General features: G+C 72.2%; 18 protein-coding genes and 5 pseudogenes. 15 read left to right on the forward strand and 8 right to left on the reverse strand.

Going from position 1 to position 20,214, the window contains the following annotated elements; translation table 11 throughout:
• Positions 1–25: 25 nt before the first annotated feature.
• Positions 26–1,054, reverse strand: coding sequence for an IS630 family transposase (locus ESG85_RS20655; RefSeq protein WP_128978155.1), 1,029 nt, complete (start codon positions 1,052–1,054; stop codon positions 26–28).
• Between the two features lie 909 nt (positions 1,055–1,963).
• Here ESG85_RS20655 and ESG85_RS36075 point away from each other — a divergent pair.
• Both ESG85_RS36075 and ESG85_RS20665 read left to right on the forward strand, forming a co-directional pair.
• Positions 1,964–2,281, forward strand: a pseudogene (locus ESG85_RS36075) (LLM class flavin-dependent oxidoreductase); the annotation flags it as partial.
• A gap of 50 nt (positions 2,282–2,331) precedes the next feature.
• On the forward strand, positions 2,332–2,568 hold the full coding sequence (locus ESG85_RS20665) for a hypothetical protein (RefSeq protein ID WP_128981405.1): 237 nt from the start codon (positions 2,332–2,334) through the stop codon (positions 2,566–2,568).
• 16 nt (positions 2,569–2,584) lie between these two features.
• Here ESG85_RS20665 and ESG85_RS20670 read toward each other — a convergent pair whose 3' ends face one another.
• Together ESG85_RS20670 and ESG85_RS36080 are read right to left on the reverse strand one after the other, a co-directional pair.
• Entirely contained in the window at positions 2,585–4,006 is a 1,422-nt protein-coding gene (locus tag ESG85_RS20670; RefSeq protein ID WP_128981407.1) for a hypothetical protein, read from the reverse strand.
• A gap of 86 nt (positions 4,007–4,092) precedes the next feature.
• Positions 4,093–4,324, reverse strand: a pseudogene (locus ESG85_RS36080) (IS5/IS1182 family transposase); the annotation flags it as partial.
• 141 nt (positions 4,325–4,465) lie between these two features.
• Between ESG85_RS36080 and ESG85_RS20675 the strand changes: the two are divergent.
• The 3 genes and pseudogenes from ESG85_RS20675 (at position 4,466) to ESG85_RS35065 (ending at position 6,808) form a co-directional block, all read left to right on the forward strand.
• Entirely contained in the window at positions 4,466–5,821 is a 1,356-nt protein-coding gene (locus tag ESG85_RS20675; protein ID WP_181019077.1) for an SMI1/KNR4 family protein, read from the forward strand.
• A pseudogene (locus ESG85_RS36085) lies at positions 5,757–6,399 on the forward strand (IS5 family transposase); the annotation flags it as partial. The gene ESG85_RS20675 and the pseudogene ESG85_RS36085, both read left to right, overlap by 65 nt.
• Before the next feature lie 175 nt (positions 6,400–6,574).
• Positions 6,575–6,808 carry a hypothetical protein gene (locus tag ESG85_RS35065; protein ID WP_164986285.1) on the forward strand — a complete coding sequence of 78 codons (234 nt, stop codon included), beginning with the start codon at positions 6,575–6,577 and terminating at the stop codon, positions 6,806–6,808.
• Positions 6,809–7,164: 356 nt separating this feature from the next.
• Here ESG85_RS35065 and ESG85_RS20690 read toward each other — a convergent pair whose 3' ends face one another.
• Positions 7,165–7,599 carry a hypothetical protein gene (locus tag ESG85_RS20690; RefSeq protein ID WP_128981409.1) on the reverse strand — a complete coding sequence of 145 codons (435 nt, stop codon included), beginning with the start codon at positions 7,597–7,599 and terminating at the stop codon, positions 7,165–7,167.
• A 93-nt stretch (positions 7,600–7,692) separates the two neighbouring features.
• On the opposite strand from ESG85_RS20690, the pseudogene ESG85_RS20695 reads away from it, so the two are divergent.
• Both ESG85_RS20695 and ESG85_RS36090 read left to right on the forward strand, forming a co-directional pair.
• Positions 7,693–8,346 (forward strand): annotated as a pseudogene (locus ESG85_RS20695) (transposase); the annotation flags it as partial.
• A 164-nt stretch (positions 8,347–8,510) separates the two neighbouring features.
• Positions 8,511–8,713 (forward strand): annotated as a pseudogene (locus ESG85_RS36090) (dihydropyrimidinase); the annotation flags it as partial.
• Between the two features lie 16 nt (positions 8,714–8,729).
• Here the strand turns inward: ESG85_RS36090 and ESG85_RS20705 are convergent.
• Positions 8,730–9,434 carry a hypothetical protein gene (locus ESG85_RS20705; protein WP_219825207.1) on the reverse strand — a complete coding sequence of 235 codons (705 nt, stop codon included), beginning with the start codon at positions 9,432–9,434 and terminating at the stop codon, positions 8,730–8,732.
• Between the two features lie 127 nt (positions 9,435–9,561).
• Between ESG85_RS20705 and ESG85_RS20710 the strand changes: the two genes are divergently transcribed.
• Positions 9,562–10,638: a winged helix-turn-helix domain-containing protein gene (locus ESG85_RS20710; RefSeq protein ID WP_128981411.1), complete on the forward strand. Its 1,077-nt coding sequence runs from the start codon at positions 9,562–9,564 to the stop codon at positions 10,636–10,638.
• 465 nt (positions 10,639–11,103) lie between these two features.
• On the forward strand, positions 11,104–11,703 hold the full coding sequence (locus ESG85_RS20715; RefSeq protein WP_128981413.1) for a class I SAM-dependent methyltransferase: 600 nt from the start codon (positions 11,104–11,106) through the stop codon (positions 11,701–11,703).
• An 88-nt stretch (positions 11,704–11,791) separates the two neighbouring features.
• Here the strand turns inward: ESG85_RS20715 and ESG85_RS20720 are convergent, their stop codons facing one another.
• Both ESG85_RS20720 and lplAB read right to left on the reverse strand, forming a co-directional pair.
• A complete protein-coding gene (locus tag ESG85_RS20720; protein ID WP_128981415.1) occupies positions 11,792–12,685 on the reverse strand; it encodes a hypothetical protein in 894 nt (297 codons plus the stop codon).
• A gap of 249 nt (positions 12,686–12,934) precedes the next feature.
• The gene (gene lplAB / locus ESG85_RS20725; RefSeq protein ID WP_128981417.1) at positions 12,935–13,990 is read right to left on the reverse strand and encodes a lipoate-protein ligase LplAB; all 1,056 of its coding nucleotides are present in this window, start codon (positions 13,988–13,990) and stop codon (positions 12,935–12,937) included.
• A 163-nt stretch (positions 13,991–14,153) separates the two neighbouring features.
• Between lplAB and ESG85_RS20730 the strand changes: the two genes are divergently transcribed.
• The 5 genes from ESG85_RS20730 to ESG85_RS20750 are packed head-to-tail and all read left to right on the forward strand — an operon-like array spanning position 14,154 to position 19,144.
• Positions 14,154–15,017, forward strand: a complete 864-nt coding sequence (locus ESG85_RS20730) for an inositol monophosphatase family protein (RefSeq protein WP_128981419.1) — start codon at positions 14,154–14,156, stop codon at positions 15,015–15,017.
• 59 nt (positions 15,018–15,076) lie between these two features.
• Entirely contained in the window at positions 15,077–16,501 is a 1,425-nt protein-coding gene (locus ESG85_RS20735) for a phytoene desaturase family protein (protein WP_128981421.1), read from the forward strand.
• Positions 16,502–16,537: 36 nt separating this feature from the next.
• The gene (locus ESG85_RS20740) at positions 16,538–17,080 is read left to right on the forward strand and encodes an O-acetyl-ADP-ribose deacetylase (RefSeq protein ID WP_128981423.1); all 543 of its coding nucleotides are present in this window, start codon (positions 16,538–16,540) and stop codon (positions 17,078–17,080) included.
• Between the two features lie 50 nt (positions 17,081–17,130).
• Positions 17,131–18,633, forward strand: coding sequence for an AlkA N-terminal domain-containing protein (locus ESG85_RS20745; RefSeq protein WP_128981425.1), 1,503 nt, complete (start codon positions 17,131–17,133; stop codon positions 18,631–18,633).
• 10 nt (positions 18,634–18,643) lie between these two features.
• Positions 18,644–19,144, forward strand: coding sequence for a methylated-DNA--[protein]-cysteine S-methyltransferase (locus tag ESG85_RS20750; protein WP_128981427.1), 501 nt, complete (start codon positions 18,644–18,646; stop codon positions 19,142–19,144).
• A 49-nt stretch (positions 19,145–19,193) separates the two neighbouring features.
• Here ESG85_RS20750 and ESG85_RS20755 read toward each other — a convergent pair whose 3' ends face one another.
• The gene (locus ESG85_RS20755; RefSeq protein WP_128981428.1) at positions 19,194–19,910 is read right to left on the reverse strand and encodes an SIR2 family NAD-dependent protein deacylase; all 717 of its coding nucleotides are present in this window, start codon (positions 19,908–19,910) and stop codon (positions 19,194–19,196) included.
• 65 nt (positions 19,911–19,975) lie between these two features.
• On the opposite strand from ESG85_RS20755, the gene ESG85_RS20760 reads away from it, so the two are divergent.
• Positions 19,976–20,179 (forward strand): DUF2191 domain-containing protein, encoded by a 204-nt coding sequence (locus ESG85_RS20760; protein WP_128981429.1) that lies wholly within the window; start codon positions 19,976–19,978, stop codon positions 20,177–20,179.
• Positions 20,180–20,214: the final 35 nt, after the last annotated feature.

Genomic DNA, 20,214 nt, shown 5'->3' on the forward strand with positions numbered 1-20,214 from the left:
TATTGAGCCGGAACTGATGGGTTTCCTACTGGATCGTGTAGCGGACGTGGCGGGCGGCGAAGTAGCCGCAGACGATGTGGGGTTGCTTCTGGCGTCGCCGCAGGAAGCGGCGGGTCTCGTGGGCGAGGTCGTCGGCTGAGGTGGCTCGGGCCGCGTGGACGTGGTGCTTCAGATCGGCGTTCAACAGCTCGTCGGGATTCAGCTCGGGGCTGTATCCGGGCATCAGATGCAGTTCGACGCGCTCGGCGTTCTCGGCGAGCCAGGCCCGGACGGCTCTGCTGCGGTGGACCGGATGCCGGTCGGCGATCACGTGGACCTTGCGCCCGGCGTGCCGGGCGAGGCGGTCGAGGAACGCGCAGAACACCTGTGAGGTGAACTTGCCGGGAAAGACGGTGAACCACAGCGCCCCGCGGGAGGCGACGGCCGACATGACGTTGACCCTGAAACGGCGCCCGTTCACCCGCACCAGCGGGGTCTGCCCAGCCGGAGCCCACGAGCGTCCCGGCGGGGCAGTGTCCGAGCGCAGACCGCACTGATCAGCCCAGACCAGCTCGGCCTTCTCCCCGCTCGCCCGGGCCCGGATCGCCGGATACTCCTCCTGAAGCCACCGGCTGACCTCGTCGCCCTTCTGCCGGTAGGAGCGGCGGGCGGGCCGCTGCGGGGTGAAGCCGTGCCGGCGCAGCCACTTGCCCACACCCCGATCGGTCATCGACACCCCGCACACCAACCGGATGAGAGTCCGCACCGAGGCCCGGGTCCACATCACCCCGCTCTGCCCGAGGTCGGCCGGCGTGTAATCACGCATCGCCTGCAAGACCGCCCCACGGCCGGACTCGTCGATCAACTCACCCTTGCCTGCCCGAGGTTCACGCGCCGCCGCGAGCAGTGCCCGCCTCCCACCGGCGCGGCTGGCCCGCCACCACGTGCCCACCGACCGCTCGGAGACCCCGAACATCTCCGCCGCCTGGCCGTACGTCCGGACCCGCCCCGACTCCAGCGCGCTCACCACCCGCAACCGCAGATCCTCCTGCGCAGCGGGCGGCAGACGCCGCATATCCCCACCCTCGATCACACCCGATCAACGAGCAGGCAACCCATCAGTTCCGGCTCAATAAGTCTCCGGACTCACGTAGGCAAGTTCGGGGCCGAGGCCTGTCGCAATGAAAGTCGGCAGTCTTGTGATCCAGGTCTCAAAATCGCTTTCTCTTGAAGCGCAACCATTCCTGTTCCTGAGGGTGCCCCACGCTGACGAACAGGATGAAACGGTCCAACCCGCCGCGTCGACTGCAGGCGAGCAGGGCGTACTTGACCGGGCGTCATGGACCGGGCCACCCATGGGGCGCCCCGGTACTGAAGGGCTCGATCTGTCTACCTTCTCCGGTGGCCTGAACTCCGCCGCCGGGGGGATGCGGAATCCGCCCGCGCGATCGGCATGGCTGTCGCTGAGGGGGCGTTTCTGCGGCTTTCCTGCGTGATCGAATCGGCTTCCCGCGCCTTGGGTAGGGGCAATTTTCCAAGGGCGGGCATCGCGTGGAAATGCACCGGCCGAGCCGGGCTGAGTTGGACGACCCGGCCGCGATCCCAGTCGGACAGGTACTCTCCTGCGGCCTTCTTCCGAAGGCCGCATCAGCCGAAGTGCGACGAGCACAGTCACCAGTTGACGCCCGGATGGTTCTTGCGTACGGGCCTCCGGCCGAGCCACGGGTCCGGCCCCGGACCACCGTCAGGAGCCGGCGCCGGGCGACTTGCGGGCGGTCGACCGGCATCCGGTACCAGCGGCGACCACCGTCCCCGTGCCTGGCGTCAGCACCCCGGCTGCGGCCGGAATCCGGGCACCGGGCAGGTCCCCTTCGTGCCGCGTCGCACCCCTGGACGCACGCGGCCCCGTCCACCTGCGCACCTCTTATTTCGGCAACTCGTAGGGATTTCTGGTGACTTCTCGCGCCCGCTATCTCCTCGTCGCCGCCGTCGCACTCTCCTCGCTCGGCGCCTTCGGCGTCTATGCCTCGGCCGCCGACACCCCGCCCGCCGTGACCTGGCGGAGGGCCGACAGGCGGAGGTCGACGGCAACCCGATCCGCATCCCGTGGATGCGCGACGGCAAGCCGCCGGTGTGGATGCCGGCGTACGGACCCAAGGCCCTCGCCCTCGCGGGGCAGAAGGCCGGGGCTTCATCCTCCAGCTCGCCGAACCCCTTCCTCACCGAGTGGATGGTCAAGGCCGTCCGGCAGGCCGCCCGAGACGCCGGCCGCGACCCCGACGTCCTGACGATCTGCGTGGCCATGCTGTGGGGGAGGGTCCGCAGTGCGAACACGAACCGCAGGGGCGCGCGGTGGCCGACTTCAGCCGCCTGATCAGGGGCTGGTTCCGCGAGGCCGCGAAGTGGTGGCTGTCGGTTCAGCTGGCGACGGAGCGGTACGTGTGGTCATCGGTGAAGAGCCGGCTGGATCATCTCAAGGGGTTCCAGTGGTACATCGGCGAGGCGGGATGCAGCGGCACTCGAACGGCGCAGGGCGAGAACCTGGAGCTGCGTCGGCGCCTGGCACGTGACGAAACCGATGAGCGATGACGGCACGGGGCGAAGGTCAGCTCACGGACGCACTCCAGCCGTCTCCGGCCGCGACGCGCAGGGCGCCCTGGTGCAAGTCAAGGCTGCAGGCAGCAGTGGGCTTCCCCACCTGGACGAACGGGCCGGCTCCGCGGAACGCGCCGGTTCGGAGGTGGAAGGAGTTCGGCTCGGTGCAGCCGACGGTGCGCAGTCGCCAAGGTCCTGAAGAGTCCTCGTGGGCGCGAGGCGGCAGGGCGAGTTGGAGCTGTGCGGCGGCCGGACGCTCCGTCTGGTAGTCGGTGTGTGCCGCCGTCCAGGCGGCCATGACGAGAGCTGCCTGCGAAGGCGTACCGGACACGGGTGAGCCGTCGGCGAGGGAGGGGGGTATGCGTTCGGGAACCTGGGGTGCCTCGACGATGTCCGGCCGACCTTCGTGTTCCCTGAGGACGGCGGCGAGCCAGCGGGTGATGTCCGGGCCGCCTTGGCCGGCCCAGGCTCGGATCACGTCCTGGAAGGCCGCCTCACGGCGGCGGGCGCCGCGTTGTGACCCGGCAGCCAGGATCGCTTCGCCCGCTCCCGAGAAGGCCCGGCACAGGTCGCGCACAGGGACGCGATCCGCCCGTTCGGCATAGCGTACCGATCGCAGCTCCAACATGGCACGGTGGAGAAGCGCGGCGGCAGCGTGCGCGTCGGGGCCCAGGTCTCCGCCGGGCGGCCGACGTCGGCGACCCGACCGGCTGGTACGGGGAGGGATGACCGCGTCCGCGCGTCGACCGGCGGCCGACAGGTGCCAGGAACGGTCGTCGAGGCGGTACTCGCCACCGGCGGCGCGGAGCCGACCGCCCGGACCCAGGGAAATTCCGACCCCCCGCACTTCGGCGTCCAGGATTACTCCCCGCGTGTGCGAGAGGCCGAAGGAGATGTCGGTGATGCCATCCAGCCACACGTCCAGCAGAGCGGGCGGCGCGGGCTCATCGACAGCGAACTTACGGTCGACGACCAGCTGGAGAAAGGCCGTCAGGCAGGTACCGGCACGCTCCACCCGCAGGTGGCGGACGGACGCCGCCGCCAGATCGTAGTCGGGGACCAGCTCATCCACGTTCTGGCGCGTAAGCCGGTACTGCGGTGCCATGACGTGTCCGCGATAGTCGCGACCTGGCGTGTCCGGCCTGGCCGGTGGGAGGAGCGATTCGATGTCGTACCCGGCGATCGCGGCCTGCTCGGTCATCCATACGCGCCGCCGCTCTCCGAGACCGGCCATCCACTCCAGTACGGTCGCCGCCCTCCGCTCACGCTCGCCGGCTCTGGACGTGCCGGCGGCCCAGAACAGGGGAAACAGATTGTTGTCCCACACATCCGAGGCCGCGCGAATGGCTTCCCGGTCGAACAGGCGGGCGTCTGCCGCAGCCGCCGCCATCTGGTCCAGTGAGCGGTCCAGCAGTGCCGTCAGGACGGCCATGGCCGACGCGGGACGCATGGGCGGGCGCGGTACATCGGACGGTGGAAGGGCTGGTATGGCCACGTCGTGATCGTCGCACATCCTTCGATGGTGTGGTCGCGGTGAGGGGCAGGGTGCCGTCGACGATGAGCACGGTGTCCTTGGCGAACCGCTTGAGGGAGCGGATCGCGAGCATCGGCCGAGGTGGTCGATAGTCCGGGCCCGCCGTCGACGGCAACACCCCGACCAGCGGTACGAGCTGCCGCATGGTCAGGCTCATGCGCCGGCAGGCCGCCACAGCAGGGCCCGGTCCACCAGCGGTGGACTCCACGACCGACCCCCGCCCGTCAGACGGAGCCTGCAACGAATCATGTTTGAGCGGCAGGCATCCTGGACTCCGGTGCCCGAGTCTCGCGTGACCCGCTGGCGGGCGGCGACCCGGCTTCCTCCGCTGCCACAGGGTCCGCGTACGGTCTCCGCATGGTTGATCACAGACCCCCTTTGCCGTCGCTGTCCGACTTCGCGACCTGGGAGCCCGTGCTGCAGTTCATGCTGACCGGCGACACGGACCGGCGTGCTGCCCGGCCAGCTCGCGTGGCAGGACGCATCGGCCGGCACGGCTCCAGTCTCGCCCATCGTGGAACGAGGGGGCCCTCGGCGCGGATCGCGGTGGAGCACATTCGGGGGGCGCTCGCGCGCGGCGGGGTGGAGGAGATCGCGTTTCGGGCGGAAGTCCAGCCGAGCGGAAGGACCGTGCTTGGCCTGGTCTGGCCGAGTCCGGTCGTGGAACCGGCTGTCGGGTACCCAGACCTGGGAGTGCTTCTTCTGGCTGATGGAGCCATTCCTGAGCCCTGGCGCCGTGGTCCCGTTCCGGTGCCAGGGGCGGTGTCGGCACCATCGGCGGATCTCGAGTTGCTGGAGCGGACGCTCCGTGAGCGGCTGCCCGGCGCCGTTGGCGCGGCCGAAGAGGAGATCGCTGCCGCGGAAGCGCGCCTCGGCGTCACGTTGTCCGACGAGCTCAAGGTGCTTTACCGGGTGACACGAGTGGACTACGACGACGACTTCGAGGAGGCGGACCGCGCCGGTGCCGCGGTCGGCTGCGAGCTCTCCGGGCTGGACCACTTGTACGCCGTCGACGGGGCGGTCCGCCACCCGAGTTGGGACTTGAGCGCGACGCGCGCGGTCAATAGGGCGCCGGACGCAGCGGTGCAGGGCTTGGCCGGCTCGTCGGGCTGGATCGTCTTCGGAAGCAACGGCGGCGACGAGTTCGCGGTCGATATGACGCCCGGCCCGGGCGGATACCTCGGGCAGGTCATCCTGGTCGATCACGAGCAGAGCCTCGGTGCCGACCTCGTGGCTGATTCCCTCACCGACTTCGTTCTGGGCCGGCTGCGGGACGAACGCGGTGACCGCCGCGGAGATCAGCTTCCTGCCGCGGCCAGGGTCGGAGCCGGTCACCTTGAGAGCATCCAGGCCGCCGCCCACGCAGCCCTGGAGGTTCTGTCCATCGAGGCCTGGAACGGCGCACCGCTCAGCCTCGCACCCGTCGCCGGACTTCCCTGCCTGCGCACCCTCACCGCCTGGCCCGGAACCCTGGCCGACCCTCTGGAGGTCGCCGGGCTCACCGGACTTGAGTTCCTGGAACTCGGCGCGCAGGAATGGCGCATCCTTCTCGACGCCGGAGCCGTACCTCGTACCTTGAAGGCCGCCGCCATCAAGGTGAGGGACCAGGATCACCTGCCCGTCGTGGCCCTCGCCAACGAGATCCTGGCTCTCTGGGATCGACCTTCGATCATTCAAACGCACCTCGAAGGAGACCTCGGCCCTGCAGCCTGACCGAGATCGGGTCCGGGCTCGTCTCCACCGGGTCATCCTCGACGAGCCGGGTGGCCGCGGCCAGCTGGACTGGTCGAGATGCGCAATTGACTCCGTGAGCCTTCGAGTTGCAACGGAGGGCAGCTGACCGGACCGAATCCGACCGATCGGGGGAAGCTGGGATCGAGAATTCACCTGGTGACAGACAGAAACGGTCTGCCCTTGTCGCTGGGCACCTCCGGCGCGCACCCGCACGACAACCAGATCCTGGAGCCGTTGATCCGAGGCGTTCCGCCAATCCGCTCCCGCCGCGGACCGCGACGCCGACGCACCGTCAAGCTCCACGCCGACAAGGGATACGACGACGAAGCCCTCCGGCGGTGGCTTCGCCGCCGGGGCATCACGCCACGGATCGCCAGGAAGGGGGCAAGTCCTCCCAGTGGCTCGGCCGGCATCGTTGGGTCGTGGAACGGACCGTGTCCTGGCTGGCCGGATGCCGACGGCTCCACCGGCGTGAGGAGCGCAAGGCCGAGCACTTCCTCGGATTCGTCGGCATCGCCGCCGCGTTCATCTGCTTCCGGCGCCTTGCGGCAGCCTGACCACGAGTCAGAAGGGAGGGTGTAGATCGCCTCGGCCATCCGTGTGGGGCCCCTGGTCCCAGGGCTCCTCCCAGAGAGGCTCTGAGCCTGGGGGAGTGTGGCCCCATGCTTCAAGGGCCCTCCAGGCGATGCGACGGTTGATGACGACGCTGCTGGTCCCGAGGATGCGGCGCGCATGCGCCGCGAGGTGATCGCGGTGCGCGGCGAGTGCGGCGTGTTCGGCGAGGACAAGAACGGCGATGACAGCGGCTTCGCGCACATCCTCGTGACCGTCCTGAAGGAACGGTGTGACAGCCCGATAGAGCATCGGGCGCAGTTCCCGGAAGGCCGCCATGGTGGTGCCGGGCGCGAGGAAGCCAGGGCAGTGTTCGTGGCACCCCACGGGCCCCGGTCGCATCGGGAGCTCTGACGGCTCTGGAGTATCAGGAGGTCACCGTGCGGCGGGCTCGTACCACCAACACCAACGAGTGATCAAGTGACCAGTGCTGACGGTGGGGACCTCGAAGACGTTGAGCGCCGCCGCTCCGGATAAAGGGATCGAGTGCCCAGACGGCTCCATGAGTACGGTCGGTGCCCGCGAGGCTACCGCCACCTGCACTGTGGAAGGCCAGGATGAGCGAAGGGCATCGGTCCGGCGCTCGAGCGGACGGTGGCTCACCCCGGTTCCCACGGCCCGTCACCAAGAAATCGGGACGGCTGCGACGCCGTGATCACACCAGCCACGACCGGAGCCTCACACGGTTCTCGCCGTGGCTGGTCTGTTGATCACTTGCTGGACAGGCGAAGGCCGCCGGACCAGGTATCACACCGGACGCGGCCGGAGCCGAAGGTGATCTCCAGTGCGATCCGCCCGCTGTCCGGGGCAGTCTCTTCGCTGACTGCCAGCACCGTCTCGCCGAGGTGATCCGCGAACGGGGTCTCGCCGCTGATAGGCGCCACCTTGATGCGGCCTGACTCGGCCATGTCGTATCCCTCGAAGGGGCTCGACGTCTCCACGATCAGGCACCAGTCCGAACCGGTCGTGATGCGAGTGGCGACCGCTTCGCTGTCGATCAGCCACACGTCCAGCGGGCCGGACGGAGCCTCTGACTCGTACAAGTGCCACGAGGCGACCACTTGCTCAAGACGGCATCCGACCAGGTAATCAGGACGCACACCGATCCCGTGCAACGGGCACTCGCTTCCCCTCTTCGACTCCACGCGTCGACCGTACCGTCAGACAAACCCCCAGCTGAGTGAGTCCGATGTTCGTGCTGGTCGCGACCATGACGAAGGGCGCCCGTTGGTCAGTGTGTGAAAACAAACCTGGACGCCCTTTTGGCGGCACTGTACGTGTTCATCGACGACCATGTGGCGCCTTGTCGCCGGATCGGGCGACCCCCGAAACTCACGGACGCCGAACTGCTGTGCCAGGCGATCGCCCAGGTCCTGCTCGGCTTCCCCTCGGCCCGGCACTGGATCCGCTTCGCCCACGCCCGCCTCGGCCGCCTGTTCCGCTACCTGCCCCAGCAGTCCGCCTACAACAAGCGGCTCAACGCCGCAGGTCCGCTGATCAGCCGCGTGATCGAGGCGCTGGCCCGGCAGGTGCCGACCTGGAACGACGACCTGCGGCTGATCGACTCCACCCCACTGCCCTGGGAGGCCTCCCGCGAGACCGTCAAACGCTCCGACCTGGCAGGGCACTGTGGCTACGGCTACTGCCGCAGCCACTCCCGCTTCTTCTGGGGCTTCCGGCTCTACCTGGTCACCACCGCGGAAGGCATGCCCGTCACCTGGTGCCTGGCCAACCCCAAGACCGGCGAGCGGGAGGTGGCGGCCGCGCTGCTGGAACGCGACCACCACCTCGTCCGCCACGGGCAGGTGATCCTCGCCGACAAAGGCTTCGCCGGGAAGGAGTTCGAAGCCTTCGTCGCCGAGCGGCTGGGTTGGGCGCTCCTGTGCAACGACGAAGTTCCTGGTCGGCGGTGTCATGACCGAGATCCACCGAGCCCGGTCTGCCGTTCTCGACCGGGAGCCTGGTCAAGCCGGCCGACTTCCCGGTCGCCGAGGGGGTGTCGACGACATCGGTCTCGAGGCCTGCGCCTCGCGCTCCGCGAGGAAGGCGTCACCTTTCCGGTGGGCTGATCATGATGCACGCGGAGAACGGCGTCGCGATCGACGTCGTCCTCGTCGACAGGTCCTGGTCCGTGGCGAGACCGACCCCCGCTACCACGGCGAGGTCCGCGAGGCCCTGTTCGAGGCCGGGGCCACCCACCCTGCGACCCAGCTCACACGGGTCGCGGACTCATGTGTCGTGGTCGCCAAGGGTACGGCTGCCCCACCCGATGAGGTCAGGCGCGCCATACCTCGGCCGTGGCGACGAACGCCGACGACGACGGGCGGTCCGGCGTTCCTCCCCGGCTGATCTCGCCGGGCAGCGTGTGGCCGTCGACGGTGGCTCGGGCGCGTCCGCACGGGCCGATCACCAGGCTCAGGCTGTGTTCCACGCTGCCCAGCGGGAACCGGTCGGTGGCGAAGGCGCGCCGGTCGAGCACCTCGGCCATGCGCACGTCGATGCCTCCGCCCCAGGCGTGCAGCCCGGACGCGAGGTCGAGCCGGATCCGGACCGCCGACCGGTGGAACCGGGGTGCGGACCAGGGCAGACCCTCGAGTTCGGGGAAGTGACGGACGAACCGATCGGCCAGCCAGAGCGTGAGGTGCGGGTCCTCGCCGACGGCCCTCACGCCGTCCGGCCGCCAGAGCACGACGGCGTTCCCCGCTCCATGGGTGGACCAGTCCACCTGCCACGTGGAGATGTAGGCCGTGCAGGCGCCCGACGGGTCGAAGAGCTGGAGGCCGGGGTTGGCACCGACCAGGATCGGCTTCCGCAGGGCCGGCTCCTTGCCCGGGGCGTCGCCGGCCGCCGACGCCGGAGCGGCAGTGGCCAGGAGGCCCATCGCGCCGAGGGCGGTGCCCATGCGCATGACGCCGCGTCGGCTGACGGGGGCGGAGGGGCGGTCGCGGTCGGAGTCGAAAGGCGTTCGGTCGGTGCGCAAGGCGCCTCCTCGGTCGTGGTGACACGGTCGCGGATCACCATCCGGTGGGGGCGGCGGTGACCGCCATGGATTCGAGCCCCTTCGAATCCATCGGCCCGCGTCCCGGCGGCGGTGGGACACTCGCGGCATGGCGATGAGGGTGCAGCTGGACGCACGGGCTTGGAGCAGGTCGCGGTTCGCCACGTCCCCGGCCATGGAGGTTCTCGGCGTGCTGCGCCACCGCGGCCGGCATCCGGCCGCCCACGCACGGGAGTGGCACGCCCGTGCCCGGCGGGCACTCCCGCCGGGACAGCTGGCGCTGCTGGAAGCCCTGGTGCCCGCCGATCACAGCTACGCGCCGGACTTCCTGACACCCGTGCCGCGCCACGGCGAGTCGATGCCGGAGGTGGCCGCCCGCATCGCCGCGACCCCGGCCGAGGAGGTCGACTACCAGCTCGACATCGCGATCCGTGGCCGGCGCGTATGGCCCCACGTCCTGGCGCAGCATCCGAGCGAGGAGGCTTACGAGCGCTGGCGACGCCCGCTGCCTCCGGCGCTCGCGCGGGTGGCGCGCGACGGCGGCGCCGCCGTCGCGACCGCTGCCGCCACGGCCATGGCGACCTTGTTCGCGTCCGTACTGGCGCCGGACTGGTCGAGGGTCCGCGCGGTCCTGGACGCCGACATCGGCAACCGTGCCGACCGGATGGCCGCACACGGCGCGGCGGCGGTCCTCGACGATCTCGGCGAGCGGATGCGGTGGACGGGCACCGAACTCGTGCTGGAGCGCACCTACTCCGGTGTCATCGACTGGGCCGACGAAGGCGTGCTCTTCGTGCCGGCCACGACGCACGTCGGACCGGTGCTGTTCGCCGCCGAACGTCCGCACACGCCGGTGCTCGTCTACCGGGCGCGCGGCATCGGCGCTCTCGGGGAGCGCCCGTCGGGCGTGGCGGAACCGGCCCTGACGGGACTCGTGGGCGTGACCAGGGCCGCGCTGCTGACCACGCTCGACCAGCCCGCGTCCACGGGTGAGTTGAGCCGGAGGACCGGCTGGAGCAGCGCGACCGTCTCGTACCACCTCGGCATCCTGCTACGGGCGGGACTGGTCGACCGCTCCCGCCGCGGCCGCGTCGTCCGCTACGCGAGGACCGGCCTCGGGACGGCGCTCGCGTCGTCATCGCCGTCCGGGGACGACGCCGATTCCCTGTCCCGGGCGGGCCGGTGACGCGGGCCCGGTGCCTCCGGGCGGGCCGGCGTTGCGGGTCAAGTGTCTCTGGGCGGGCCGGTACGCGGATCCGGTGACGCGGATCCGGTGCTTCCGGGTGGGCCGGGCGGGCCGGGCGGGCGCGGCGGGCCGGCGTCGCGGGTCGGTGCCTCCGCGCGCTCCGGGCCGGCCGGCCGGTCGGCGCAGGCCCCCCGCGCGTCCCTCCCGCATCGGGCCGGCAGGAGCTCTGCGGCGCTGACGCGCACCGTCCGGACTTGCCGCTCCGGGCCGCGCCGCTCCTCCCGTCGCGCACCGTCCGGCCTGGACCCCGAACAGCGCGATGGCCTAGCCTCGCAGGCATCGAGAAGCGGTTCAGCGTCGATCACTTCGGGTCCCTTCAGCCTGCCCGGAAGGTGTTCGAGACCCCGTAACTCGCCTCCCACGGTGTCGTTTTGCGTGTACACAACGCAACGAAGGCGGTCGTCAATGTCCGGCACGCAGTCCTCCGACTACACCCAGCGGCTCGCGCGGCTCGAGACCTCGGGGATCAGGCGGTTCCTCCCCACGCAGGCTCCCTATCGATGGAACCTGAAGAGGCTCGGCCTGGGGCGGGTGATCGACATCGGCTGCGGTCTGGGGCGCAATCTGCTGAACTGCTCTCCCGACAGCGTGGGCGTCGACCACAACGCGACCTCCGTGGCCACCTGTCGTGAGCGAGGTCTGACCGCCTACACGCCGGACGAACTGGCCGAGGCGCCGGACTGCGGCCCCGGGTCCTTCGACAGCCTGCTCTGCGCGCACGTCCTGGAGCACATGGACGAGACCCTCGGGAACACGATCCTGGAGCAGTACCTGCCGCTGGTGAAGCCGGGCGGCTCGGTCGTCCTGATCTGCCCGCAGGAGGCCGGCTACAAGACCGACGCCACGCACGTGCGCTTCGTCGACTTCGACGGCATGCGCACCCACGCCGAGAAGGTCGGACTCACCGTCGGCCGCGTCTACTCCTTCCCGTTCTCCCGGCCGGTCGGCAAGGTCTTCCCGTACAACGAGTTCGTCGTGGTCGCCCGCACCCCCTTGGACGCCTGACCGGCCCCCGCATCCCGCCCAGTCGCCCGACACCCCCGAGGAGAGGCCTGACCGGCCCCGGCACCGGCCCCCCGGCCCGCCTCCCCGCTCAGGGGCGGCGCTTCGGTCGCCAGCCGGGCACGTGCTCCGTCGTGGCGCGCTCCCAGGCGGCCACGCCGCCGGCCAGCGGCCAGGCGCGGGTGATCCTGGGGGCCCGTTCGACGGCCAGCAGTTCCGCCGCGAGCTGCCGGCTCACCGTACTCGCCTTCACGCCGGCCAGCGGGCCGGGCCGCAGGGCGGCCATCCGCTCCTCGTACGCCCGCAGCGGCAGCTCCGACCACATCGCGACATGGCCGGCGTCCACCGCCCCGGACAGCAGCAGGACGGTCGGACGCCCGCCCTCGGCGAGCGCCGCGACCAGCCGATCGTGGCCGTCGAGGACGACCGGGCTCTGGAGCCCGCTGATCCACCACAGCACGACGGGCGGCAGCAGGCCCTCACGGTACTGCCGCCGGTACGCCTTCACGCGCGGCGCGTCCGGGGCGGACAGCGCCCGCAGCGGCAGCAGGTCGCGGGCGTCCTCGTCCGGGTCGCCGTAGCCGAACCAGGTGAGATGGCCCCGGTCGGTGTCGTGGGGGAGGAGCTTGGCCCAGTGGGACTCCACGAACCAGTCCGGGGTCATCGGGGCCAGGTGCCAGTCGCCCTCGTGCAGCGGTCCCTCGGCGGCCCCGCACAGCTCCTCCCGCGCGTGCGCGGCCCAGCGGTCGGTCCACGCCTCGGAACCCGGCGGGGCGAAGTCCGCGAAGGCGCGGGCCGTGGCGGCGCGCACCGGTGCCAGCGGGGAGACGTACGTCCCGGTCCTGGCGTAGTGCACGCCGTGGTGCGTGACCCGCTGCCGCGCGAACAGCACCGGCCGCTCGCCCTGCACCAGGACCAGCCGCCCACCGTCCGCGCTCTCCATCCGCAGCCCGGGCCGCACCGGGTGATCCACAGCGATCCGCATGCCGTCAGCCTACGGGCCGCGCCACGCGCCCCTGCCCCGGGCGACGAGGAGGTCCGACCGGAGGAAGCGGGCCGACCGGAGGAAGACGACCGACTGGACGAAGAGGACCGACCGGAGGAAGCGGGCCGGGCGGAGAGACGGAGCGGCCGGGCGAGGAAGAGGGCCGGCCGGAGGGACCGGCCGGCCGGAGAGACGGACCCTGCGCGGGCACGCTCGCTACGGCATCCGGACCCTGCGCGGGCACGCCCGCTACGGCACCCGGGCCGTCCACTCCCGCGTCGCGAACTTGGACTCCGCCAGGTTCTCGGCCAGGGCCAGCTCCTCGTCCGTGACCCGGCCCTCCGTCAGGCCGTAGCGGTCGCGGAACGAGGCGATCATGCGCTCGATGACCGCCTCGCGCGGCAGGCCGGTCTGCCGGCGCAGCGGGTCGACCCGCTTCTTCGCGCTCGTGGTGCCCTTGTCGGAGAGCTTCTCGCGGCCGATCCGCAGGACCTCGGTCATCTTGTCGGCGTCGATGTCGTACGCCATCGTCACGTGGTGCAGCACCGCGCCCCCGCCCGCGACCACGCGCTTCTGGGCGGCGCCCGCGATCTTGCCGGCGTCGGTGGCGATGTCGTTCAGCGGCTGGTACCAGGCCTTCACGCCCATGTCGCCGAGCGCGCCGAGCACCCAGTCGTCCAGATAGGCGTAGCTGTCGGTGAAGGAGAGGCCCTGGACGAGGGCGCCGGGAACCGACAGCGAGTACGTGATCGTGTTGCCCGGCTCGATGAACATGGCGCCGCCGCCGCTGATCCGGCGGACCACCTCGATGCCGTGCCGCGCTGCCGCCTCCGGGTCCACCTCGTTGCGCAGCGACTGGAAGCTCCCGATCACCACGGCGGGCGCGGCCCACTCCCACACCCGCAGCGTCGGCGGGCGCCGGCCCGCGGCCACCTCGGCCGTCAGCACCTCGTCGAGCGCCATGTGCAGCGCGGGGGAGCGCGGCGGCTCGTGGACCAGCTGCCAGTCGTAGTCCGTCCAGTCCGTGGCGTGCGCGAGCGCCCGCCGGACCGCGACCCCGATGCCCTCCGTGGTCAGGCCGAACATCTCCGTGCCGGGCGGCAGCGCCTGGTCGATCCGGGCCGCGAGACCGGCGGCGTCGGTGTCCGCGGGGGCGCCTTCGAGGGCCCGGTCGACGGCCAGGATCGCCTCGTCGGGTTCGAGGAAGAAGTCGCCCGCGACCCGGACCCGGCGCAGCACGCCGTCCTCCACGTCGAGGTCGACGACGACCAGCTTGCCGCCCGGGACCTTGTACTCGCCGTGCACGAGCCCTCCCTGGAAGGTCGGTGGAGCTGACGGGTGACGGGGTCGACCCTTCCAAGATCACAGCGTACTCGTGTTCCGCGGGCCCCCGCCCGTCCTCACGCCGGTCGCCCCCGGGCCACCCGGGGGCCGCCGCGTTGTCGGAGGCGTGTGGTGGGATGGACACATGACGGAACGCAGCGTGACCGGAACCGGAGCCGACGACTTCCTCGCCCATGTCCTCGCCGGTGGCACCGGCGAGGTGGAGGAGGCGGTGCGCAAGGCCGCCGCCGCCGAGATCACGCCGCGCTTCCGGCAGCTCGCCGAGGACGACATCGTCGAGAAGAACGGGCCGCACGACCTGGTGACCGTCGCCGACCGGGCCGCCGAGGCCCACCTCACCGCCTCCCTCACGGCGTTGCTCCCCGGCTCGGTGGTGGTCGGCGAGGAGGCCGTGCACGCCGACCCCGCGGTCTACGAGGCACTCAAGGGCGACGCCCCGGTGTGGATCGTCGACCCGGTGGACGGCACCCGCCAGTTCGTCCACGGCGAGGCCGGATTCTGCACGCTCGTCGCCCTCGCCCGGCGCGGCGAGGTCCTCGCCTCCTGGACCTACGCCCCCGCCCTGGACCAGCTCGCCGTGGCGGTGCGCGGCCGCGGCGCCACCCTGAACGGCGAACCGATACGGTCGGGCGCGCCCGCGCCCGGTGCGGTCCTGGAGGTCGCCGTCTCCCACCCCGACTACACCACGCCGGACCAGAAGCGCGCCCTGCTCGGACTGACCGCGGAGGGCGTCCGCCCGCGTCCCTGCGGCTCGGCGGGCCTCGAGTACCTGGCCGTCGCCCGGGGCGGCCTCGACGCCGTCGCCTTCTCCTGGGAGTACGCCTGGGACCACGCCGCCGGACTGCTGCTGGTCGCGGAGGCCGGCGGCGCGGACCTCACCCTGACCGGCGAACGGTTCCGGATCACCGGTGGCAACACCCTGCCGTTCACGGCCGCCCGCGACGCGGCCACCGCCGCACGGATCCGGTCACTCCTCGGGGCGCGGTAAGTCCCGTACGGGGCCGGGAATATGCTGGGTTCCTGGCCCGCCGACCGAAGGAGTCCCAGGTGCCGTCGATGCTCGATGCCGTCGTCGTGGGTGCGGGGCCCAACGGACTGACCGCCGCCGTGGAGCTCGCCCGGCGCGGGTTCTCGGTCGCCGTGTTCGAGGCGAAGTCCACCGTCGGCGGCGGCGCCCGCACGGAGGAGCTCACGCTCCCCGGCTTCCGGCACGACCCCTGCTCGGCCGTGCACCCGCTCGGCGCCGCCTCGCCCGTGTTCAGGACCATGCCGCTCCAGCGGCACGGACTGGAGTGGCTGCATCCCGAGCTGCCCATGGCCCACCCCTGGGACGACGGCACCGCCGCGGTCCTCTCCCGCTCCGTCGCCGAGACCGCCGCCTCCTTCGGCCCGCGCGACGCCGGCACCTACCGGCGGCTCGTCGCTCCCTTCCTCGGCCGATGGGACAGCCTCGTCGCGGACTTCATGCAGCTTCCGCTCACCGCGCTGCCCCGCGACCCGGTCACCCTGGCCCGCTTCGGCCTGGCCGGACTCCCGCCCTCCACCTGGCTGATGCGCCGCTTCCGCGACGAGAAGGCCCGCGGCCTGTTCGCCGGGCTCGTCGGCCACGTCATCGCCCCGCTCGGCGGCATCGCCACCGGAGCCGTCGGCCTGGTCTTCGCACTCGCCGCGCACACGGGCGGCTGGCCGCTGCCCCGGGGCGGCTCCCAGTCGATCTCCGACGCCCTCGCCGCGTACCTGAAGGAACTCGGCGGCGCCGTCCACACCGACTTCGAGGTCAAGCGGCTCGACGACCTGCCGCCGGCCCGCGCCTACGTCTTCGACACCTCGCCCACCGCTCTGGCCCGGATCGCCGGACTCGGCTCCGCCTACGACGGCTACCGCTACGGCGCCAGCTGCTTCAAGATCGACTACGCGCTCTCGGGACCCGTCCCGTGGACCTCCGACGCCGCCCGCCGGGCCGGCACCGTCCAGGTCGGCCCCACCATGGGCGAGATCGCCACCGCCCTGAACCAGGCGTCCTCCGGCACCGCCCCCGACACCCCGTTCCTCATCACCGCCCAGCCCAGCCTCGTCGACCCCGGCCGCGCCCCCGACGGCAAGCACGTCTTCTGGGCCTACGGCCACGTCCCCAACGGCTGGCGCGGCGACCTCACCGAGGCCGTCGAGCGGCAGATCGAGCGCTTCGCGCCCGGCTTCCGCGACCTGATCCTCGCCCGTGCCACCGCCGGACCGCCCGAACTCGCCGAGCGCAACGCCAACTACGTGGGCGGCGACATCGCCTGCGGCGCCGCCGCAGGCCTCCAGCTCCTGCTCCGCCCGAAGCTCTCCCTCTTCCCCTACGGCACGCCCCACCCGGCCGTCTTCCTCTGCTCCTCCGCCACCCCGCCCGGCCCCGGCGTGCACGGCATGTCCGGCCACAACGCGGCCAAGGCGGTCTGGCGCCGGCTGCGGGTCCCCGCCGGAAACTGAGGTGTCGTCCGCCCCCGGCGGCGCGAGGATGGGGACATGACCACCCGACCCGAGATCGTGCTCGTCCGCGGCGACATCACCCGGCAGGACACCGACGTCATCGTCAACGCCGCCAACTCCTCCCTCCTCGGCGGAGGCGGCGTCGACGGGGCGATCCACCGGCGGGGCGGACCCGCCGTCCTCGACGCGTGCCGCACGCTCCGGGCCGGCCACTACGGCCGCGGCCTGCCGACCGGCCAGGCCGTCGCCACCACCGCCGGAAACCTCGCCGCCCGCTGGGTCGTCCACACCGTCGGCCCCGTCCACAGCACCCGGGAGGACCGCTCCGGGCTGCTCGCCTCCTGCTACCGCGAGTCCCTGCGGATCGCCGCCGAGCTGGGCGCCGGGACCGTCGCCTTCCCCGCGATCTCCACCGGCATCTACGGCTGGCCCATGGACGACGGGGCCCGCATCGCGATCCGCGCGGTCCGTGAGGCCGCGGCCGGGTCCGTACGGGAGGTCCGGTTCGTGCTCTTCGACCAGCCGGCGTACGACACCTTCGCGAAGGCCCTGGCCGAGGACGAGGCCACCGGACGTTGATGTCGTTTTCCCGCCAGCCCCGCCCGCCCGCGGTCACCGATCCTTGAGGCATGCACACCGACACCGAGCGCTGCGTGCGGGCCGTCCGTTCGAAGGACGCCCGCTTCGACGGCGTCTTCTTCACCGCCGTCCGCACCACTCGGATCTACTGCCGGCCCAGCTGCCCGGCCGTGCCGCCCAAGCCCGGGAACATGGAGTTCCACCCCACCGCGGCCGCCTGCCAGCGCGCCGGATTCCGGGCCTGCAAGCGCTGCCGGCCCGACACCAGCCCCGGATCGCCCCACTGGCACGTACGGGCCGACGCCGTCGCCCGCGCCGTGCGCCTGATCCAGGACGGGGTCGTCGACCGCGAGGGAGTGCCCGGCCTCGCCGCGCGGCTCGGCTACTCCACCCGGCAGATCGAGCGGCAGCTGCTCACCGAGCTCGGCGCCGGTCCGCTCGCGCTCGCCCGCGCCCAGCGGGCCCAGACCGCCCGGCTGCTCATCGAGACCACCGCCATGCCCATGGCGCGGATCGCCTTCGCGGCCGGATTCTCCTCGATCCGCACCTTCAACGACACCGTCCGCGAGGTCTTCGCCCTCACCCCCGGCGAGCTCCGCGCCCGCGCGAACGGCTCCGCCGGATCGCACCCACCCACCACCGCCACCACCCGTGCGACGGCCACCCCCGGCACCCTCACCCTCCGGCTGCCGTTCCGCGCCCCGCTCAACCCCTCCAACCTCTTCGGCCACCTGGCCGCCACCGCCGTCCCCGGCGTCGAGGAGTGGCGCGACGGCGCCTACCGCAGGACGCTCGCCCTCCCGTACGGGCACGGCATCGTCGCGCTCACACCGCGCCCCGACCACGTCCTCTGCCGGCTCTCGCTCACCGATCCCCGCGACCTCACCCTCGCCATCAGCCGCTGCCGCCGGCTCCTCGACCTCGACGCCGACCCCGTCGCCGTCGACGAGCAGCTGCGCGCCGACCCGCTCCTCGCACCGCTCGTCGACGCCGCGCCCGGCCGGCGGGTGCCGGGCACCGTCGACGCCGCCGAGTTCGCGGTACGGGCCGTCCTCGGCCAGCAGGTGTCCACGGCCGCCGCCCGCACCCACGCGGCCCGCCTCGTCTCCGCGCACGGCGTCCCCGTCGAGGACCCGGAGGGCGGCCTCACCCACCTCTTCCCGACGCCCGAGGCACTCGCCGGGATCGACCCGGCCACCCTCGCCCTGCCGCGCAGCCGCCGTACGACCCTGCTCACCCTGGCCACGGCCCTCGCCGACGGCAGTCTGGCCCTCGGACCCGGCAGCGACCGGGACGAGGCCCGCGCCAACCTCCTCGCCCTGCCCGGCTTCGGTCCCTGGACCACCGAGATCATCGCCATGCGGGCGCTCGGCGACCCCGACGCCTTCCTCCCCGGCGACCTCGGCGTCCGCCGAGCCGCCCAGGGCCTCGGGCTGCCCGCCACGCCCGCCGCGCTCACCGACCGGGCGGCACGCTGGCGCCCCTGGCGCGCGTACGCCGTGCAGTACCTGTGGGCCACCGACGACCACCCGATCAACCACCTGCCCGCGTAAGGAAGTCCCCATGCCCCCCACCGTCCGGCACACGGTCGTGGACAGCCCCTACGACGCGCTGACCCTGGTCGCCGTCGACGGGGTCCTCAGCCGCATCCACATGACCGGCCAGCGCCACCGCCCGCCGCAGGAGACCTTCGGCAGCCCCGACCCGCGGCCCTTCACCGAGGCCGTACGCCAGCTCGACGCGTACTTCGCCGGCGAACTCACCGAGTTCGACCTGCCGTTGCACCTCGTCGGCACCCCGTTCCAGCTCCGCGTCTGGGAGCGGCTGCGCCGCATCCCGTACGGGGAGACCCGGACGTACGGCGAACTCGCCGAGGCACTCGGCAGCCCCGGCGCGTCCCGTGCGGTCGGACTCGCCAACGGCAGGAACCCGGTGGGCATCGTCGTCCCCTGCCACCGCGTGATCGGCGCGGGCGGCGGGCTCACCGGCTACGGCGGCGGCCTCGACCGCAAGCGGCGTCTGCTGGCCTTCGAAGCGGGCGCCTCCGCCAACGCCCTCTTCTAGCGTGGGCGTTCGCGACCGGCGACTCGACCGGAAGGCGCGGCCCCGCCGTTCAGCGGAGACGTTCGAGCAGCGAGGGCAGCGCCGTGCCGATCGGCTCGCGCACGACCTCGTCCGCGATCGCGTCGTACGGCGTCGGCTCGGCGTTCACGATGATCAGCCGGGCGCCGTTCTCCGCCGCCATCCCGGCGAGCGAGGCCGCCGGCTGCACCTGGAGGCTGGTGCCGACCGCGACGAACACCTGCGCGGCCTTCGCGATGGACATCGCGTCGCCCAGCACCTTCGGATCGAGACGCTGCCCGAACATCACCGTCGCCGCCTTCAGGATGCCGCCGCACGTCCGGCACGCCGGGTCGTCCTCGCCGGCCGTCACCCGCTCCAGGGCCTCGTCCATCGACGAGCGGGCGTGACAGGCCGTGCACACCACCGACCGTGCCGAGCCGTGGAGTTCGAGCACCTTGCGCTCCGGCACACCGGCGGCCTGGTGCAGACCGTCGACGTTCTGGGTGATCACCCGCAGCGCGTTGCCGGTCTTCTCGTAGGCCGCGACGGCGTGGTGCGCGACGTTCGGCTCGGCGCGGAGGGCCGACAGGTCGAGCCGCATCCGCCACGAGCGGCGGCGGATCTCCGGGTCGGCCATGTAGGGCCCGTAGGTGACGAGCCGCTCGGCCTCGGGGTCACGGCGCCACATTCCGGCGGGTCCCCGGTAGTCGGGAATGCCCGAGTCCGTGGAGATGCCGGCACCGCTGAGAATCGCCACCATGGTCATGCCGCGAGGGTAGGCGGGCCGACGGGGCTCCCGCGAGGCGGTTTCCTGGTGCTAGGTTCGCCCGCATGGCCAAGGTCAGCATCTCCCTCGACGCCGAACTCGTGGTCGAGGTCATGGTCCTCGCCGGCATCGGCAACCCGCAGGACGCCGTCGAGACGGTCGTCCGCGACTACATCGCCCGCGGACACCGCACCGAGGCCCGCACCGCCTCCCGCGACGAGTCCGTGCGCACCGGCCGCCTCGTCCCCCCTGAGCCCGAGCAGGGCTGAGCCCGCCCGGGCGGGCTCCCTCGGACCCCGGTCAC

It is taken from the genome of Streptomyces roseicoloratus (assembly GCF_004117935.1).
In the GTDB taxonomy this organism is placed as follows: Bacteria; Actinomycetota; Actinomycetes; order Streptomycetales; family Streptomycetaceae; genus Streptomyces; species Streptomyces roseicoloratus.

Bases quoted from the DNA above. Each gene is read 5' to 3' on its own strand.
- ESG85_RS20655 (WP_128978155.1), bottom strand. From the start codon at position 1,054: ATGCGGCGTCTGCCGCCCGCTGCGCAGGAGGATCTGCGGTTGCGGGTG.
- ESG85_RS20670 (WP_128981407.1), bottom strand. From the start codon at position 4,006: ATGGCCGTCCTGACGGCACTGCTGGACCGCTCACTGGACCAGATGGCG.
- ESG85_RS20675 (WP_181019077.1), top strand. From the start codon at position 4,466: ATGGTTGATCACAGACCCCCTTTGCCGTCGCTGTCCGACTTCGCGACC.
- ESG85_RS35065 (WP_164986285.1), top strand. From the start codon at position 6,575: ATGCGCCGCGAGGTGATCGCGGTGCGCGGCGAGTGCGGCGTGTTCGGC.
- ESG85_RS20710 (WP_128981411.1), top strand. From the start codon at position 9,562: ATGGCGATGAGGGTGCAGCTGGACGCACGGGCTTGGAGCAGGTCGCGG.
- ESG85_RS20715 (WP_128981413.1), top strand. From the start codon at position 11,104: ATGTCCGGCACGCAGTCCTCCGACTACACCCAGCGGCTCGCGCGGCTC.
- ESG85_RS20720 (WP_128981415.1), bottom strand. From the start codon at position 12,685: ATGCGGATCGCTGTGGATCACCCGGTGCGGCCCGGGCTGCGGATGGAG.
- ESG85_RS20730 (WP_128981419.1), top strand. From the start codon at position 14,154: ATGACGGAACGCAGCGTGACCGGAACCGGAGCCGACGACTTCCTCGCC.
- ESG85_RS20740 (WP_128981423.1), top strand. From the start codon at position 16,538: ATGACCACCCGACCCGAGATCGTGCTCGTCCGCGGCGACATCACCCGG.
- ESG85_RS20745 (WP_128981425.1), top strand. From the start codon at position 17,131: ATGCACACCGACACCGAGCGCTGCGTGCGGGCCGTCCGTTCGAAGGAC.
- ESG85_RS20750 (WP_128981427.1), top strand. From the start codon at position 18,644: ATGCCCCCCACCGTCCGGCACACGGTCGTGGACAGCCCCTACGACGCG.
- ESG85_RS20755 (WP_128981428.1), bottom strand. From the start codon at position 19,910: ATGACCATGGTGGCGATTCTCAGCGGTGCCGGCATCTCCACGGACTCG.
- ESG85_RS20760 (WP_128981429.1), top strand. From the start codon at position 19,976: ATGGCCAAGGTCAGCATCTCCCTCGACGCCGAACTCGTGGTCGAGGTC.